The organism is Niallia sp. MER 6, assembly GCF_023714395.1.
Taxonomy (GTDB): domain Bacteria; phylum Bacillota; class Bacilli; order Bacillales; family Cytobacillaceae; genus Niallia.
The window spans coordinates 1-16,330 of the sequence record NZ_JAMAUK010000001.1 but is presented as its reverse complement, the minus strand read 5'-3'; the positions used below and the strand labels follow the sequence as shown (position 1 = coordinate 16,330).

At 40.3% G+C, this 16,330-nt stretch carries 19 protein-coding genes and 1 pseudogene; 16 read left to right on the top strand and 4 right to left on the bottom strand.

Features of this window, described 5'->3' with window-relative positions; all coding sequences use genetic code 11:
• The first annotated feature begins 36 nt into the window (after positions 1 to 36).
• From ymfI to M3600_RS00030, 15 genes and pseudogenes are all read left to right on the top strand, one after another.
• Positions 37 to 759, top strand: a complete 723-nt coding sequence (ymfI, locus tag M3600_RS00095; protein ID WP_233314336.1) for an elongation factor P 5-aminopentanone reductase — start codon at positions 37 to 39, stop codon at positions 757 to 759.
• A 93-nt stretch (positions 760 to 852) separates the two neighbouring features.
• Positions 853 to 1,113 carry a DUF3243 domain-containing protein gene (locus tag M3600_RS00090; RefSeq protein ID WP_233314335.1) on the top strand — a complete coding sequence of 87 codons (261 nt, stop codon included), beginning with the start codon at positions 853 to 855 and terminating at the stop codon, positions 1,111 to 1,113.
• A gap of 271 nt (positions 1,114 to 1,384) precedes the next feature.
• Positions 1,385 to 2,176 (top strand): YmfK family protein, encoded by a 792-nt coding sequence (locus M3600_RS00085; RefSeq protein WP_233314334.1) that lies wholly within the window; start codon positions 1,385 to 1,387, stop codon positions 2,174 to 2,176.
• Between the two features lie 20 nt (positions 2,177 to 2,196).
• Positions 2,197 to 3,108: a helix-turn-helix domain-containing protein gene (locus M3600_RS00080; protein ID WP_233314333.1), complete on the top strand. Its 912-nt coding sequence runs from the start codon at positions 2,197 to 2,199 to the stop codon at positions 3,106 to 3,108.
• A gap of 246 nt (positions 3,109 to 3,354) precedes the next feature.
• Positions 3,355 to 3,933 carry a CDP-diacylglycerol--glycerol-3-phosphate 3-phosphatidyltransferase gene (gene pgsA / locus M3600_RS00075; RefSeq protein ID WP_233314332.1) on the top strand — a complete coding sequence of 193 codons (579 nt, stop codon included), beginning with the start codon at positions 3,355 to 3,357 and terminating at the stop codon, positions 3,931 to 3,933.
• 92 nt (positions 3,934 to 4,025) lie between these two features.
• Entirely contained in the window at positions 4,026 to 5,267 is a 1,242-nt protein-coding gene (locus M3600_RS00070; RefSeq protein ID WP_251644579.1) for a competence/damage-inducible protein A, read from the top strand.
• A 181-nt stretch (positions 5,268 to 5,448) separates the two neighbouring features.
• Positions 5,449 to 6,498, top strand: coding sequence for a recombinase RecA (recA, locus tag M3600_RS00065; RefSeq protein ID WP_233314330.1), 1,050 nt, complete (start codon positions 5,449 to 5,451; stop codon positions 6,496 to 6,498).
• 441 nt (positions 6,499 to 6,939) lie between these two features.
• Positions 6,940 to 8,511 carry a ribonuclease Y gene (rny, locus tag M3600_RS00060; protein ID WP_233314778.1) on the top strand — a complete coding sequence of 524 codons (1,572 nt, stop codon included), beginning with the start codon at positions 6,940 to 6,942 and terminating at the stop codon, positions 8,509 to 8,511.
• A gap of 140 nt (positions 8,512 to 8,651) precedes the next feature.
• A complete protein-coding gene (locus tag M3600_RS00055) occupies positions 8,652 to 9,449 on the top strand; it encodes a TIGR00282 family metallophosphoesterase (protein WP_237941200.1) in 798 nt (265 codons plus the stop codon).
• 207 nt (positions 9,450 to 9,656) lie between these two features.
• Positions 9,657 to 9,917 (top strand): stage V sporulation protein SpoVS, encoded by a 261-nt coding sequence (gene spoVS, locus M3600_RS00050; RefSeq protein ID WP_016201204.1) that lies wholly within the window; start codon positions 9,657 to 9,659, stop codon positions 9,915 to 9,917.
• 192 nt (positions 9,918 to 10,109) lie between these two features.
• Positions 10,110 to 11,045, top strand: coding sequence for a dipeptidase (locus tag M3600_RS00045; RefSeq protein ID WP_233314328.1), 936 nt, complete (start codon positions 10,110 to 10,112; stop codon positions 11,043 to 11,045).
• Positions 11,046 to 11,225: 180 nt separating this feature from the next.
• The gene (miaB, locus tag M3600_RS00040; protein WP_233314327.1) at positions 11,226 to 12,770 is read left to right on the top strand and encodes a tRNA (N6-isopentenyl adenosine(37)-C2)-methylthiotransferase MiaB; all 1,545 of its coding nucleotides are present in this window, start codon (positions 11,226 to 11,228) and stop codon (positions 12,768 to 12,770) included.
• Position 12,771: 1 nt separating this feature from the next.
• Positions 12,772 to 13,161, top strand: coding sequence for a YlbF/YmcA family competence regulator (locus M3600_RS00035; protein ID WP_233314326.1), 390 nt, complete (start codon positions 12,772 to 12,774; stop codon positions 13,159 to 13,161).
• Between the two features lie 81 nt (positions 13,162 to 13,242).
• Positions 13,243 to 13,365: a hypothetical protein gene (locus tag M3600_RS28805; protein ID WP_285854659.1), complete on the top strand. Its 123-nt coding sequence runs from the start codon at positions 13,243 to 13,245 to the stop codon at positions 13,363 to 13,365.
• Between the two features lie 70 nt (positions 13,366 to 13,435).
• Positions 13,436 to 13,790, top strand: a pseudogene (locus M3600_RS00030) (IS3 family transposase); the annotation flags it as partial.
• A gap of 63 nt (positions 13,791 to 13,853) precedes the next feature.
• On the opposite strand, the gene M3600_RS00025 reads toward M3600_RS00030, so the two are convergent.
• The 4 genes from M3600_RS00025 to M3600_RS00010 all read right to left on the bottom strand — a co-directional run bounded on the left by M3600_RS00025 (position 13,854) and on the right by M3600_RS00010 (position 15,209).
• Positions 13,854 to 14,198: a hypothetical protein gene (locus tag M3600_RS00025; protein ID WP_233314325.1), complete on the bottom strand. Its 345-nt coding sequence runs from the start codon at positions 14,196 to 14,198 to the stop codon at positions 13,854 to 13,856.
• A 107-nt stretch (positions 14,199 to 14,305) separates the two neighbouring features.
• Positions 14,306 to 14,575, bottom strand: coding sequence for a hypothetical protein (locus M3600_RS00020; protein ID WP_185766892.1), 270 nt, complete (start codon positions 14,573 to 14,575; stop codon positions 14,306 to 14,308).
• A gap of 38 nt (positions 14,576 to 14,613) precedes the next feature.
• Positions 14,614 to 14,994, bottom strand: coding sequence for a hypothetical protein (locus M3600_RS00015; RefSeq protein ID WP_233314324.1), 381 nt, complete (start codon positions 14,992 to 14,994; stop codon positions 14,614 to 14,616).
• Between the two features lie 62 nt (positions 14,995 to 15,056).
• Positions 15,057 to 15,209, bottom strand: coding sequence for a hypothetical protein (locus M3600_RS00010; protein WP_251644578.1), 153 nt, complete (start codon positions 15,207 to 15,209; stop codon positions 15,057 to 15,059).
• A 425-nt stretch (positions 15,210 to 15,634) separates the two neighbouring features.
• On the opposite strand from M3600_RS00010, the gene M3600_RS00005 reads away from it, so the two are divergent.
• Entirely contained in the window at positions 15,635 to 16,159 is a 525-nt protein-coding gene (locus M3600_RS00005; protein WP_251644577.1) for an SRPBCC family protein, read from the top strand.
• The last annotated feature ends 171 nt before the right edge of the window (positions 16,160 to 16,330 follow it).

Genomic DNA, 16,330 nt, shown 5'->3' with positions numbered 1-16,330 from the left:
TTTGCTGTACACATTAGAAATGACGGAGTGAACAAAATGGGGAAACATATTTTAATTACAGGAGCAACAGGGGAAATTGGCACAGCCATTGCAAAATTGCTAGCAAGCAAGGGGTATTCCTTGTATTTGCATTATAACCAGAATGAGGAGGCTATCCGAAAACTGCTTGAAGAGATAGCGCCATTTGGTCAAGATTATATAGCAATAAAAGCTGACTTAAGCAAACGGGATGGATATAAACAAGTGATAAATTCAATTTTTTCCCTTGATGGTATCGTGTATGCCAGCGGAGTGAGTGTTTACGGAATGTTGGCGGATACGACTGATGAAATAATGGACCAGCTATGGAATCTACATGTCGCTTCCTTAATATCTGTCACAAGGGAGCTTTTGCCGAAAATGACACAAAAGCAAGCTGGCAATATTGTCGCTATATCTTCGATTTGGGGACAGATCGGTGCATCGATGGAGGTTGCTTATTCCACTGTAAAGGGTGCCCAACTATCCTTCGTTAAGGCATTGAGCAAGGAAGTTGCCAGAAATGGTATTCGCGTTAATGCTGTGGCACCTGGTGCTATCGATACAAAGATGCTCGGCATGTTTACAGCTGAAGAAAAGGAATGGATGGCAGAGGAAATTCCGATGGGCAGGCTTGGAAAGGCAGAGGAAGTCGCACAAAGCGTTTTATTTTTGCTGTCTGGCGACTCCTCTTATTTAACAGGACAAGTATTATCACCAAATGGCGGCTGGCATGTGTAAAAGATTTTTTCCTAAGTTGTTATGCATATAATTCGGTTGAACAATCCAAAATAACTATGTAATACAACTTACAGAATGGAAAGGAGTACCTCTATGTCTATATTGCAAAACTGGGATCAATGGAAAGACTTTTTAGGTGACCGCCTTAATCATGCACAAAACGAAGGAATGAACAAAGGCGTTATTGGTGATCTTGCATTCCAAATTGGTGATTACTTATCAAACCAAGTAGAACCAAAAAACGATCAGGAAAGAATTCTTGCTGATCTTTGGTCTGTTGCTTCTGAAGAAGAGCAGCATGCAATTGCGAACATGATGGTCAAGCTTGTTCAAAACAACGGAACTGACCGTTAATTAGGGTTATTTTTCGAGGCGGCTATATCTATAGGGAGATCCGTAAAAAGCAAGAAGGCAATTAAAGCTATTCCTTTTTTTCATTTTATGGTCACCTTATGGATAAGCTGCCTCTTTTCCTTTTTGAAAAACAGCTTCAAATAATACATAGCTGCACAGGCTTCTAATTTTATCGGAAAGTGCTTGGTTTTTTCTTTCATCTTTAGGAACTTTCCTTTATTATTATATAGAGTTAAAAAAACGAACAGAACAAGATTTGGGGAGGATTTTTTTGAGAGAGAAGGAATGGTATCTGGAATATGAAATCCAAAAAAATCGACCTGGACTACTCGGGGAAATATCATCATTGCTAGGTATGCTTTCCATCAATATTATTACCATCAATGGGGTCGATGATGGGCGGAGAGGCCTTTTAATGACAACAACCGATGATGAGCAGGTGAGGCGTCTGGAATCCATCCTTTATACGATGGACACGATCAAGGTGTTCAAGCTCCGTGTGCCGACTCTTCGGGACAAAATGGCTGTGCGTCATGGCAGATACATACAAAGAGATGCAGATGACAAAAAAACATTTCGGTTTGTCCGCACTGAACTGGGGCTATTGGTCGATTTTATGGCAGAACTGTTTAAGCTCGAAGGACATCGGCTAATAGGGATAAGAGGAATGCCCAGGGTTGGCAAAACAGAATCGATTGTCGCAGCAAGCGTCAGTGCTAACAAAAGGTGGCTTCCAGTCAGCTCAACGTTATTAAAACAGACTGTCAGAAGTTCACTGATTCAAGATGAGTATAGTGAGAACAATCTTTTTATTATAGATGGAGTTGTTTCTAGCAAGCAGATAAACGAGAAGCATTGGCAGCTGATCAGGGAAGTGATGCGCCTTCCTGCTGTCAAAGTGGTCGAGCATCCGGATGTGTTTGTTCATAATACGGAATATTCACTAGATGATTTTGATTATATTATCGAGCTTCGTCATGAGCCGAATGAAGAAATCATCTTAGATGTCCGCAAAAAGAATGCGCTGCTTTTACAAAATGAGTTTCAAGGATTTGATTTTTAGCAAGTTGGAAGGTGTTATTTGTGAGTGAACTAGGAAACAGATTAAAAGAAGCAAGGCTTGCAAAAGGCTTAAGCCTTGAGGAGCTGCAAGAAATTACAAAAATACAAACCCGTTATCTTATCGGGATTGAAGAGGGCAACTTCAGCATGATGCCCGGGAATTTTTATGCCAGAGCGTTCATTAAACAATATGCGGAAGCAGTAAATTTGCCTGCTGATGACTTGTTTGAAGAATATAAGAGCGAAATCCCGTCAAGCGGCAATGAGGAAATACCAGAGAAGCTCTCAAGGGTGACATCAAGACAAACGATGTCAGAAGGCGGATCAAAGGTATTTGATATATTGCCGAAGATTCTTATTACATTGCTCGTTATTGGTGTGGCTGCCATTGCTTGGTATTTCATATCAAAAGGCGGCAATGGTGACTCTGCTGCAGAGAATGAAAACGCCCCAACAGAGGCGAAATATGGCGAGTCAGAAACGCTGAAGGATACGGAAAACAGCGAGGCGAAAGATGACAATGCCTCTGAAGAAAAAGCGGCCGATACAGCAACTAAAGAAGATGAGCCTGCTGAAGAAGAGGAAGAGGAAACGCCTAAGCAGGAAATTACCGTTAGCGGAACAAGCGGAAGCGCCTCTACATATGAATTGAAAAATGCGGACAAGTTCAGCGTCAAGCTTGTTTCAACAGGACAGACATGGGTGAACATGCAAAACGGCAAAGGGTATTCTTTCTTCCAAGGCATTCTCGATAAAGATGGAGAAGAATCTAAGACAGTAGATTACTCGAAGGAAACAGAAGCGGTGCTTGTCATCGGTAACAGCAGTCAAACAGAGGTTTATGTTAATGATGAGAAAATCGATTTTGCTGTTTCGCCGTCAGATTCCGTACGCCAAGACATCACAATCAAGTATGTCAAGGATAGTGAATAACAAAAACCATTTAGCAAGAAAAAAGGGCTGTGTAATCGGCTCTTTCTTGCTTTTTGCAGACTTCTTTCTTAATATGCAGCATGTTTAGAGAGTCTGCTAGGTCACTATATTTCGCTTTTTTTATTATTATTGGGTATAATACTAATGTTTTCATACTATTTTGGCTAATTTTGCGTAACGTAAGTCTTCTTTGACTGGCCAATGATGAAATAACGCTATTTTTGTACATAAAACGGAGGAAGTAAGATGAATTTACCTAACAAAATAACCATTTCAAGAATACTGTTAATTCCGGTATTTTTAGTCATTATGCTTGCAGACTTTTCTTGGGGCGAACTGGAGCTGCTTGGCGTTTCATTGCCTGTGACTCATTTTGTCGGCGCACTTCTGTTCATTTTGGCATCGACAACAGATTGGGTTGACGGCTACTTCGCACGAAAATATAATCTCGTGACAGACTTGGGCAAATTTCTTGACCCTTTGGCAGATAAACTGCTTGTATCAGCTGCTCTAATTGTACTTGTAAGTTTTGATATGGCTTCTGCCTGGATTACTATTGTCATTATCAGCAGAGAATTTGCTGTAACAGGGCTGCGTGCTATTCTTGCAAAAGGCGGAGAAGTGGTCGCTGCAAACATGCTTGGGAAAATAAAGACATGGGCACAAATCGTCGCAATTTCCGCATTGCTTTTGCACAACATGATTTTTGAATTGATTGGACTACAATTCGATCAAATCGCTTTATGGGTTGCTTTAATCTTTACAATCTGGTCTGGTTGGGACTATTTCGCTAAGAATAAGCATGTTTTTGCTAATTCTAAATAATTTTCAGCAGAAATTAACTTTTGAATTAAAGGCAAGTTGGGAATAAGGAAAGAGACACCCATATATGGGAGAGAGAAAGGGGAAATGAACGGATGAATGCAGAAATCATAGCTGTTGGTTCTGAGCTGCTGCTCGGTCAAATCGCCAACACAAACGCCCAATATATTTCAAAGCAACTGGCAAATCTCGGAGTAAATGTTTATTATCACACAGCGGTTGGGGACAATTCAAACCGCTTGGAGGATGCGATTAAGATTGCCGAGTCTCGTTCAGATCTTCTTATTTTTACCGGGGGCCTTGGTCCTACAAAGGATGATTTGACGAAGGAGACAATCGCTTTGCATCTTGGGAAAAAGCTTGTCTTTGATGAAGATGCTCTCCATTCAATCGAGCAATACTTTGTGCGTTCTAAGCGCACGATGACAGAAAATAACAAGAAGCAGGCGCTAGTACTGGAAGGCTCCCGCATACTTGCAAATGATCATGGAATGGCGCCTGGAATGTTCCTTGAAAAAGACAGCCGTTTCTACATGCTCCTTCCTGGTCCGCCTAAGGAAATGCAGCCAATGTTCGATGTATACGGCTATCAGGCACTGCAGGAAAAGCTGACAACAAAAGAGCTTATCGTCTCAAGAGTGCTGCGCTTTTTCGGCATAGGAGAATCGCTGCTGGAAACAGAAATTGTTGATTTGATTGATAAGCAGTCGAATCCGACAATCGCACCGCTGGCTGGCGAAGGGGAAGTCACTCTCCGGATAACATGCAAGCATGATTCACAAGAGGAAGCAGAGCGTTTAATTGATGCTGCTGAAACAGAGATTTTTGAACGTGTCGGCGAATTCTTCTATGGGTATGATGACACGACTCTTGCTAAAGAGCTTTCTAAGGAATTAGAGAAACACGGACTGACTGTCGCTGCGGCCGAAAGCCTCACCGGCGGATTGTTCCAGCAGGAAATGACGAACATCCCAGGAGCAGGCGTTGTTTTTGGCGGTGGAGTGGTCTGCTATACGAATGAAGTGAAGCAAAATGTTCTTTCTGTTAAGGAAGAGACTATTAAGAATCACGGTGTTGTAAGTGAGCAGTGTGCAATCGAACTGGCTGAAAACGTCGCTAAACTGATTGGCACAGATATCGGAATCAGCTTCACAGGAGTCGCTGGTCCTGATGAGTTAGAAGGGCATCCGGTTGGAACTGTTTATATCGGAATTGCTGTGAAAGGAAAACCGACTATTTCAGAAAAGCTTCTTCTTGGAGGAGGACGTTCGGCAAACAGAAGCAGATCGTCAAAATACGGACAATTTTTCCTGCTTAAAGAATTGAAGAAGCTGTAATTAGCACTCCTGGCTCGTTTCTTAGTTATGGTGCAGCATTTTTAAAAAAACGAATGAATGTTCTACTTTTTGCTGTACAAACTCGGAGAAAAAGAGTATATTTAATATATATTCTTGAACACCAAATGAATCTGCCGAATGGGAAATGATTCATTTTTATATATTAAAGGAGGAGAATTTTTTGAGCGATCGTCAAGCTGCTTTAGAAATGGCATTAAAACAAATAGAGAAACAATTTGGTAAAGGTAGTATCATGAAATTAGGAGAACAGACAGACCGGGTTGTCTCCACTATTCCGAGCGGTTCATTAGCATTGGATGCAGCACTTGGGGTTGGCGGATATCCACGAGGCCGTATTATTGAAACCTATGGTCCTGAAAGCTCAGGTAAAACGACTGTTGCTCTACATGCAATTGCAGAAGTTCAAGCAACTGGTGGACAAGCTGCATTTATCGATGCAGAGCATGCGTTAGACCCTGTTTACGCACAAAAGCTCGGTGTAAACATTGATGAGCTGCTTCTTTCTCAGCCGGATACGGGAGAACAAGCGCTTGAAATCGCGGAAGCATTGGTAAGAAGTGGTGCCGTTGATATCCTTGTTATCGATTCCGTTGCAGCACTTGTACCTAAAGCGGAAATTGAAGGGGAGATGGGTGATTCCCATGTTGGTTTGCAAGCTCGCTTGATGTCACAAGCGCTTCGTAAGCTTTCAGGTGCAATCAACAAATCGAAAACAATCGCGATTTTCATTAACCAGATTCGTGAAAAAGTCGGCGTTATGTTCGGAAACCCTGAAACAACACCAGGTGGCCGCGCATTGAAATTCTATTCAACTGTTCGCTTAGAAGTTCGCCGTGCTGAAACACTTAAACAAGGTACGGATATAGTCGGAAATAAAACGAAAATCAAAGTTGTGAAAAATAAAGTAGCACCGCCGTTCCGAGTTGCGGAAGTCGACATCATGTATGGAGAAGGTATATCCAAAGAAGGCGAGACAATTGATCTTGGTTCTGAGCTGGATATTGTTCAAAAGAGCGGATCTTGGTATTCTTATAATGATGAGCGTTTAGGCCAAGGCCGTGAAAATGCGAAGCTTTTCCTTAAAGAAAACAAAGATATTCTTCTTGAAATTCAGAAGAAGATTCGTGACCACTACGGTTTGGATAACGAAGTTGTCTTAAAACCAGGACAAGATGAAGAAGACCAAGAGTCTTTTGAATTAGTAGACTAACTTAAAGGATAGGATAGCGGTCACTAGACTGCTATCCTTTTTTCGTTATTTGAAAAACAGCTAAAGGTGCTGTTTAGGTATTTTTTTCCTGTCTATACTAGTAATACGAATCGATTTTATCTGAGGGTTGGGAATTAGAATCTATTCGTTTCGCAACAGTTTTTTACAAGAAGAGAGAAAGATGTATAATTTACCAGTAAATGCTAGATTATGCATAGGCGAATAAGATGAAACCCCTTAAATTAGTGTCTATCCTCCTAATTCAAGCTCTTGACAATGAATTGGCACAACTATACAATTATATTGTATATTTTACATTTTTATGAGTATGAAAAACCTAGAAACTATGTACTAGGGCAGTATTTTCGCTTTAAAAAGAACTATAAGCCAATACTTTTAAAATCGTAACAACACAATTTAATAGCAAGAGGAGGTGAAATGATGGAAACCAATACAATTATCATCTCCATTTTGCTTGGCCTAATCGTAATTGCCGTTGTTGGCTTTGTTGTATATTTTATTCGTAAGTCCAATGCTAATGCAAAAATTGCTAATGCGACAATGACTGCTGAACAAATGATTGAAACTGCAAAACGTGAAGCAGAAGCATTGAAAAAAGAAGCTTTGTTAGAAGCAAAGGATGAGATTCACAAGCTTCGCAGTGAAGCAGAACTAGAAGTTCGTGATCGAAGAAATGAACTACAAAAACAAGAAAATCGTTTATTGCAAAAAGAAGAAAACCTTGACCGTAAGGGAGAGGCGCTTGATAAACGGGAAACAATTTTAGAAAAGAGGGACGATTCTCTTAATAAAAGACAACAGCATATGGAAGAGATGGAGAGCAAAGTGGATGAGATGGTTCGCAAGCAGCAAACTGAACTAGAGCGCATTTCCGGTTTAACTCGCGAAGAGGCAAAATCCATCATTTTAGACAAAACAGAGCAAGATATCGCCCATGATATCGCTATAATGATTAAAGAAAGCGATACAAGAGCAAAAGAGGAAGCAGACAAGAAAGCGAAAGAAGTTCTGTCGCTTGCTATCCAAAGATGTGCCGCAGATCATGTTGCCGAAACAACTGTATCCGTGGTTAACTTGCCTAATGATGAGATGAAAGGCCGAATCATCGGTAGAGAAGGGCGCAACATTCGTACGCTTGAGACACTTACTGGAATTGATTTAATTATTGATGACACACCAGAAGCTGTCATTCTTTCAGGTTTTGACCCTATCAGAAGGGAAACAGCAAGACTGGCCCTTGATAAGCTTGTGCAGGATGGCCGCATCCATCCAGCTCGCATTGAGGAAATGGTCGATAAGGCAAGACGTGAAGTTGATGAACATATCCGTGAAATCGGTGAACAGACAACATTTGAAGTTGGTGTACATGCACTTCACCCTGACTTGATCAAAATTCTCGGCCGTTTAAAATTCAGAACAAGCTACGGCCAAAATGTGCTGAAACACAGTATAGAGGTTGCACAGCTTTCAGGTATACTTGCTGCGGAACTTGGGGAAGATGAAACACTTGCGAGAAGAGCAGGATTGCTCCATGACATCGGAAAAGCTATTGACCATGAAGTCGAAGGAAGCCATGTTGAAATTGGGGTAGAACTTGCCACTAAGTATAAAGAACATCCTGTGGTTATTAATAGCATTGCTTCCCATCATGGCGATACAGAGCCTACTTCTATTATTGCGGTACTTGTTGCTGCTGCTGATGCACTTTCAGCTGCAAGACCTGGTGCCCGCAGAGAGACACTAGAGAATTATATTCGCCGTCTCGAAAAATTAGAAGAAATCTCTGAATCATATGATGGTGTTGAGAAGTCGTTTGCTATTCAAGCAGGCCGTGAAATACGAATAATGGTTAAACCTGACTTGATTGACGATTTGGAATCACATCGATTAGCACGTGATATCCGCAAAAAGATCGAAGAAGAGCTGGATTATCCAGGACATATCAAGGTTACAGTTATACGTGAAACAAGAGCTGTTGAATACGCAAAATAAAAAAACGGTGCCATGTGCACCGTTTTTATTTTGAAAAGCTGTATAAGAGAAAAAGAATGAATGTATGTTAAACTAAAGAGAACCTAGTTTGGATAGGAAGCTGCCATATTTGGCAGGGCTTCATAGAAAGGATTTATATTATGCATATTTTATTTATAGGCGATGTGGTCGGATCGATGGGAAGGGACATGATTAAAGAATATGTGCCGAAGCTGAAGGAAAAATACCGCCCTCAATTGACGATTATTAATGGTGAAAATGCTGCTGGCGGCAAAGGGATTACAGAAAAAATTTACCGCGGCTTTTTAGAGGTAGGAGCTCAAGCGGTGACTTTAGGTAATCACACTTGGGATAATCGGGAGATTTTTGATTTTATTGATGAAGCCAAATATTTGGTGAGACCAGCCAATTTTTCGGAGAATAATCCTGGCAAAGGCATGGTTTTTGTCAAAATAAATGATATAGAAGTAGCTGTCATCAATCTGCAAGGAAGAACCTTCATGAATCCAAGTGATGATCCATTTGTAAAAGCAGATGAACTGATTGCTGAAGCGAAAAAACGAACAGATATTATCTTTGTTGATTTTCATGGAGAGGCAACAAGTGAAAAGCAGGCAATGGGCTGGTACTTAGATGGCAGGGTTACAGCAGTTATCGGAACACATACCCATGTACAAACAGCTGATAACCGCATCCTTCCGCAAGGAACAGCATTTATGGCAGATGTCGGCATGACAGGCCCCTATGACGGCATATTAGGAATGGAACGGTCAGCTGTCATTAACAGATTTTTGACAAACTTGCCGACACGCTTTGAGCCGCCAAAAGCAGGAAGAGCGACTTTGAGTGCATGTCTGATCGAGGTGGACAAAAAAACCGGCAAAGCGAAAAAAATCAACCGAATCCTTATTAATGAAGATCATCCATTCTTCTCTTAATAAAGTGGAAACCGAAACGTAAAGTTTCGGTTTTTTTATTTTGTTATACAGTGTTTTACGCAATTTAGGATTATTTTGCCTAAATTTTTGTCCAAGCTGGAATAAGTGTTTTAAAAGCAGAATATAGTAGCAATGGAATGATATATATCCTGATGTGTTCTATTAATATGCTGAACATGCGGGGGGGTTAACAAGGAGGAGCTAGAAATGGAGATATTAAAGGTTTCAGCAAAGTCTAGTCCCAATTCTGTAGCTGGTGCGCTTGCAGGTGTTCTGCGTGAAAGAGGCGGAGCAGAAATCCAAGCTATTGGTGCAGGTGCATTGAATCAAGCTGTTAAAGCAGTTGCTATCGCAAGAGGGTTTGTAGCACCTAGCGGAGTGGATTTAATTTGTATCCCAGCCTTCACTGATATCGTTATTGACGGTGAGGAACGAACAGCCATCAAGCTTATTGTAGAGCCTAGATAAACAGGCGAAAAATAGGCAAATGAACAAACCATAACCCTGTTAACACTGCTCTTTTACATAGTAAATAGCTGGCAGAGGAATAAGGGACTGAACCTGTATGATTAGTCATACAGGTTCTTTTTTTAGCAAGTAGGCGCTTTTGGATAAAAGCAGAATATAATATAGTTAATTATGATTTCACGAGGTGAGAAGATGGCAGCATTGCCTTTTTTTGATGGACATTGTGATGTGTTGTTTAAAATGTTTTTAGACCAGAAGATTCATTTTCATGAAAGCAACAAACTGCAAGTTACCTATAAGGGATTACGCAGCAGCGGAGCAAAGGTTCAATGCTTTGCGATTTATCTGCCTGAATCCGTGCATCCTGATGTGCGCTTTGATGCAGCCTTGAGAATGGTTGATATCTTTTATGAACAAATCTTAAAACCGAATCCGCTTTTAAAGCTAATTAAAAGCCAACAGAATATTGATTCCCTATTGCCGGATGAAATCGGTATTGTCTTAACATTAGAAGGGTGTGAAGCGATCGGGGAGGATTTAGTTAAGCTTAAAACCTTGCTGCGTCTTGGCGTTACCTCTGTTGGACTGACTTGGAATCACGCCAACGCTGTAGCCGATGGAGCGATGGAGCCAAGAGGGGCTGGGCTGACTGTCTTTGGCAAAGAAGTAGTGAAAGAGCTTAATAGTCAGAAAGTCTGGTGCGATGTCTCCCATCTTTCAGAAAGAGGCTTTTGGGATACACTGGAAGTGGCAGACTACCCATTCGCTTCTCATTCGAACGCGTACACATTATGTCCTCATCCAAGAAACTTGCGAGATGATCAAATAAAAGCGCTGATTGATGTGAACAGTGTTATCGGCATCACATTTGTTCCACCTTTTTTGAGCGGAACAGACTCTGCGGCGCTAACAGATGTGATTCGGCATGTAGATTATATTTGTTCATTAGGGGGCGAGGATCATGTGGGATTCGGCTCCGATTTTGATGGCACAGACTCATTTGTGTGCGGCCTCGAGTCCATTTATGGCTATGAAAATCTAATCAATGAACTGTTAAAATACTATACTACCAGTCAGACAGAAAAGTTTCTGTTTCAGAACATGAAAAAACGGTATCCACACGAGTAGCCAACATTCGTTCATCCAGTATGCTCTAAGAACCTTCCTATTGTGTTCATAGCTTGAAAGGCTTATACTAATATAATGTAAACTTGTCAAAACTAGCATATGAATGCGTTAATGGGAAATTTTTCAACAAAAGCTTATGGATGATAATGACATCTCATCGATAAGAGAGGAGTATGTTAAATGAACGAAAAACAGCGTTTAGAAACTCAAAAATTGGATACTGTTACTTCAACGGTTAAAAAACCTGAAAAAGACTACAGCAAATATTTTGAAACTGTCTATACACCTCCATCCTTAAGGGATGCAAAGCGCAGAGGAAAGGAAGAAATCCGTTATGAAAATGACTTTGTGATTTCTGAACAATTCCGCGGTATGGGAGAAGGACGGAAGTTTTATATCCGCACATTCGGCTGCCAGATGAACGAACATGATACAGAAGTAATGGCAGGTATTTTCTTAAGTTTAGGCTATGAGCCGACGAATACAGTAGAGGATGCGAATGTCATCCTGCTGAACACATGTGCAATTCGTGAAAATGCAGAAAATAAAGTGTTCGGTGAGCTTGGTCATCTTAAGTCTCTGAAAACAGAGAAGCCTGATCTTCTACTTGGCGTTTGCGGCTGTATGTCTCAAGAGGAATCTGTCGTTAATAAAATTTTAAAAACATATAACCAAGTTGATATTATCTTTGGAACTCATAATATTCACCGTTTGCCAAACATCCTTCATGAAGCTTATATGTCCAAGGAAATGGTCGTAGAAGTATGGTCGAAGGAAGGGGATGTTATTGAAAACCTTCCGAAAGTACGTAATGGACAGATTAAAGCATGGGTTAATATTATGTACGGCTGTGATAAGTTCTGTACATACTGTATTGTGCCTTATACTCGAGGCAAGGAAAGAAGCCGACGTCCTGAGGATATTATTCACGAAGTCCGTCAGTTGGCAGCACAAGGCTATAAGGAAATCACACTCCTAGGACAGAACGTTAATGCATATGGTAAAGACTTTACAGATATGAACTACCGCCTAGGTGACTTGATGGATGAAATCAGCAAAATCGATATTCCGCGCATTCGTTTTACAACAAGCCATCCGCGCGACTTTGATGACCATTTGATTGAAGTTTTGGCTAAAGGCGGCAATATGGTTGAGCATATTCATTTGCCAGTACAATCAGGTTCTTCTGATGTATTGAAAATCATGGCTCGAAAATATACGAGAGAGCAGTATTTAGAGCTTGTTCGCAAAATGAAAGCAGCGATTCCAAACTTGACTTTAACAACAGATATCATCGTCGGCTATCCAAATGAAACAGAAGAGCAATTCCAAGAAACACTTTCTTTATATGAAGAAGTTGGCTTCGAAGCTGCTTATACGTTCATTTATTCACCGCGTGAAGGAACTCCTGCTGCCAAAATGAAGGACAATGTGCCGATGGAAGTGAAAAAGGAACGTCTGCAGCGCTTGAATGCATTGGTGAATGCAAAATCAGCTGAATCCATGAAGAGCTATAAAGGCCAAATCGTGGAAGTACTGGTAGAAGGCGAAAGCAAAAAACAATCGGATGTGCTTGCAGGCTATACGCGCAAAAACAAGCTTGTGAACTTTGTCGGTCCGAAATCAGCAATCGGCAAGCTCGTATCAGTTAAAATTACAGATGCGAAAACTTGGTCATTAAATGGTGAAATGATTGAGATTATCGAAGCTGTAGAGGCAAACTGAGATGGCTAAATATTCTAAAGAAGAAATATTGAAGCGGACAGAAGAGCTTGCCAAAATGATTCAGGAAACAGAAGAGGTTGATTTTTACATACGTGCGGAAAAACAAATCAACCAAAACAGTAAAGTGAATGACCGAATTGCTCAGATTAAAAAGCTGCAGAAGCAAGCAGTAAATTTGCAGCATTATGGAAAAATCTCAGCACTGAAGGAAACAGAAGCGAAGATTGATGCACTTCAAGCAGAAATTGACGAGATACCGATCGTATCAGAATTTAAAGAATCACAAAAAATTGTCAATGACATGCTGCAGCTCGTGACGAAAACAATTGCCAACAATGTTGTTGATTCCTTTGATGATATAAATACAACAAACAAAAATAAGCTTCATTAAGAAGCATGTTAAAAAGCCAACAATGTTGAACTGCGCCCCAATTGGTAGACACTGTCTAACAATTGGAGGTGCAGTTTTTTTATGACTAAATATACAAGTGATATAAAATTAAATATTGTCCAAGGCTTCAACCCGAAAGTAATTGCCACTAATGGATACTGCATTCTTTTTAAGTTCCCTAGTTATACAATGGTGTATAATTAGCAGAGATAAATGAAGGTTGGCGATATAGAAGCCCCCTGAACCGCAGGAAAAGGGGCATCCATCCGTAAAAAAACCAACCTATTCACTTGTTTCGGAGATGTTAGAGAAAGCCCTTGAACGTTCACCAGAAGAGCAAATCAGATCAAGGCTGGCATTACCAGATGAAAACAATATCATCATGCCCTCCAAAAAAGAGGAATGAAACAAAGTATGTCTCATAAAGGAAACTGTTACGATAGCTCAGTGATGGAGAATTTCTTCGGGATGATGAAATCAGAATTCCTTTAATATAAGGAATTCGAATATGTAGAACATCTTAAATAAGAACCTTGAAAAATATATGGAATAGTATAATGCCAAACGGATAAGGCAAATTCAAAATGAGTCCGGTACAATACCGAACTCATTTTGAGCAAGCTGTCTGATGAAATAACCGTACCTAACTTTTAGGGGTCACTTCCATGTTGTTGGCTTTTTATCTTTTACAGTTATTTATTATTAAGAATGTTGATTGCTTGCAGGAATGCTTTCCTGTATTCCTGCTGTTCCTTCATCGCAGTCTCGAGAGTAGTCAGCAAGGATTTGTTTAGCTGTCTTGTTTCTCTATCTCGATTGTTACTTTGCTGAATAGTATTTAAAAGAAAGGTGTAAACAAGCATTAAGCTCGAATAATTGTCCACATAGGTTAAACTGACTGCACTGCCGCCATTTCCTCCTTCTGCGTGTGTGTTGACAGAAGGTGCTCCTGATTCAAGGATTTTGTCAACAAGCTCCTCTGGCACGCCTAATTCCTGCAGCTTTTCCTTCGTTAAGCCAATGTTCTTTTCCGCCATGTTCCCACTTCCTTTCGTTTATGTAATATATATAAGATAAGAAGGGCAGTCATGCCCATAATTGACGAATCAATCACGGAAATGCTGCCCGGAAATTTTGATTAGTATTAAGCTTCGTTCACCTGTTCAGGGTTGTTCTCGTTGAAAGAAACAGCAGTAGCATCACCAGCACTGTTTGCATTTACAAGAATTCCGCCAATGAAGAAGTTCAACAAGTTTACACCTACAGCAGCTCCTCCAGCAGCACCAGCAGCAGAAAATTGGTTAGCTAGGTTACCGTTACCTTGAGTAGCGTTTGTAAATGCACGAAGTTCTGTACCGTTACCAGAGCCAGAACGGCTTCTTTTGTGAGAATCAGATGTGCATCCAGACAACATATGATTTCACCTCCTTTCAAGCAACATTTCTTTTTTTGTTATTTCTTTATGAAATTAGAAAGGTCTAATGAGAAAAGTGATTTTCCATTTACATTTACTTTTAAATTTCCTTCCTCATTTGAAGCGTCAATGACAGGTAGCTTTTCTTTCAGCTTGCTGAGGTTATCCTCATTCAGCAAGTCTTTAATGGAATTAATATTTAGTGTATTGACTGCTTTTTCCTTTATCGCATCCACACTTTTATTCGCAACAGTGTCTGTGACCTTGCTGCTGAGCTTTTTTGCCAAGCCGCCCATTTCTTCTGTCATCTTGTTCATGAACTGCTCCACATATGCTGCTCTTTCTTCATTTGAAACTTCTTTTCCATTTACATTAAACTTTAAATCGAATTGATCTTTTATATTGAATTTCCCTGCCAACTCCCTCACCCCCTTGCCGTATAGTACAGTATATAAAAACGAGACCAAGCTGTATCCGCGAATTAATCAGTGCAAACGCATATTTTTAAGACAACAATACAAACAAGCCTTGGAAAGCGTTCTTGAACCTTAAAAAACAACAAAAGGGTTAGAGTTTTCAGCATTTGCTGCTTAACATCACTGCTTTTTTCTTTATTTTTATTTTTATCATTCATTTTTATTGAGCCACTTGCCTTTGCAGTTAGACTGTCAGGTGCAAGTTGTTCGACAGGGAAGAGTATGAAGAAGGGCGAAGAGGAGCAGCAGTCATGTACTGCAAGCCTCATAAATAAAGCGCCGAATATAGAAGACACTTGAGTATGTGAAAAAGCAGGAACAGAGTGATGATCCATTTATCAGCAGAGAGGGGCACTCATCTATATGAAGAAGTTTGTAGTGTTCATCCTTGTGCCGAAGATGCCTTAACATAAAGAATCACAGTTGAATGGTTATCCGTACACAGCTCCTGTTCAACCCTCGTGCCGCATACTAAGTTCATCGTGTGACACAGCAGGATTTCAATGAGTATTACTAGAATGTAAACGATAGGAAACTTATCTTTGCTGCTAGAAAAACAGGATCAAATATTTGGAGGTATGTTATGTCTGAAAAGCAAACTTTTGAGCATATAGTCTATTACACGGAAGGTAATAATCTTGTAATAGAGAGAAAGTTTAAGGCACCTAGAGCAGCGGTTTTTAAGGCCTATTCCGACTCAGCACTGATAGAGGCTTGGTGGGGACCAGAGGGCTGGAAAACTAAAAATTCAAGCTTTGAATTCAAGCAAAATGGCGTATGGCATTATTGCATGACTTGTACAGATGAAAATCAGGGAGATTTTTTTGGGCAGGAATCTTGGGGACTTGCAGTGTATAAGAAAATGGTTGCACCAGAAGTCATACTCTATACAGATGCGTTCTCAGATAAGGACGGAAATGTTGCTCCTGACATGCCGGAAATGCAGATCAGCGTCTTTTTCAAGGAAGAAAGCCAGCAAACACTTCTTGAAATTAAGAGCGCCTTTGCTTCAGAGGAAGCGCTGATGCAAGTGTTGGAAATGGGTGTTGTCCAAGGCATGGAATCCCAATTCTGCCGTCTGGACGAATTGCTTGCTAATGGCTTATAAACTAAACAAACAGAATGCCTTTAATAACAGCATTCTGTTTTTTATTTAAAGATAAGAAAGTATAAAAATTTGGGTCTACCACAGTCATTTAAGCTGTGGTATTTTCATTTTATGGAGACCAATATATTGAGAAGAATATTTTTTGATAAACACCAACATTGGGAAGCTTTC

Bases quoted from the DNA above. Each gene is read 5' to 3' on its own strand.
- ymfI (WP_233314336.1), top strand. From the start codon at position 37: ATGGGGAAACATATTTTAATTACAGGAGCAACAGGGGAAATTGGCACA.
- M3600_RS00090 (WP_233314335.1), top strand. From the start codon at position 853: ATGTCTATATTGCAAAACTGGGATCAATGGAAAGACTTTTTAGGTGAC.
- pgsA (WP_233314332.1), top strand. From the start codon at position 3,355: ATGAATTTACCTAACAAAATAACCATTTCAAGAATACTGTTAATTCCG.
- M3600_RS00070 (WP_251644579.1), top strand. From the start codon at position 4,026: ATGAATGCAGAAATCATAGCTGTTGGTTCTGAGCTGCTGCTCGGTCAA.
- rny (WP_233314778.1), top strand. From the start codon at position 6,940: ATGGAAACCAATACAATTATCATCTCCATTTTGCTTGGCCTAATCGTA.
- M3600_RS00055 (WP_237941200.1), top strand. From the start codon at position 8,652: ATGCATATTTTATTTATAGGCGATGTGGTCGGATCGATGGGAAGGGAC.
- spoVS (WP_016201204.1), top strand. From the start codon at position 9,657: ATGGAGATATTAAAGGTTTCAGCAAAGTCTAGTCCCAATTCTGTAGCT.
- M3600_RS00045 (WP_233314328.1), top strand. From the start codon at position 10,110: ATGGCAGCATTGCCTTTTTTTGATGGACATTGTGATGTGTTGTTTAAA.
- miaB (WP_233314327.1), top strand. From the start codon at position 11,226: ATGAACGAAAAACAGCGTTTAGAAACTCAAAAATTGGATACTGTTACT.
- M3600_RS00035 (WP_233314326.1), top strand. From the start codon at position 12,772: ATGGCTAAATATTCTAAAGAAGAAATATTGAAGCGGACAGAAGAGCTT.
- M3600_RS28805 (WP_285854659.1), top strand. From the start codon at position 13,243: ATGACTAAATATACAAGTGATATAAAATTAAATATTGTCCAAGGCTTC.
- M3600_RS00025 (WP_233314325.1), bottom strand. From the start codon at position 14,198: ATGGCGGAAAAGAACATTGGCTTAACGAAGGAAAAGCTGCAGGAATTA.
- M3600_RS00020 (WP_185766892.1), bottom strand. From the start codon at position 14,575: ATGTTGTCTGGATGCACATCTGATTCTCACAAAAGAAGCCGTTCTGGC.
- M3600_RS00010 (WP_251644578.1), bottom strand. From the start codon at position 15,209: ATGAATGATAAAAATAAAAATAAAGAAAAAAGCAGTGATGTTAAGCAG.
- M3600_RS00005 (WP_251644577.1), top strand. From the start codon at position 15,635: ATGTCTGAAAAGCAAACTTTTGAGCATATAGTCTATTACACGGAAGGT.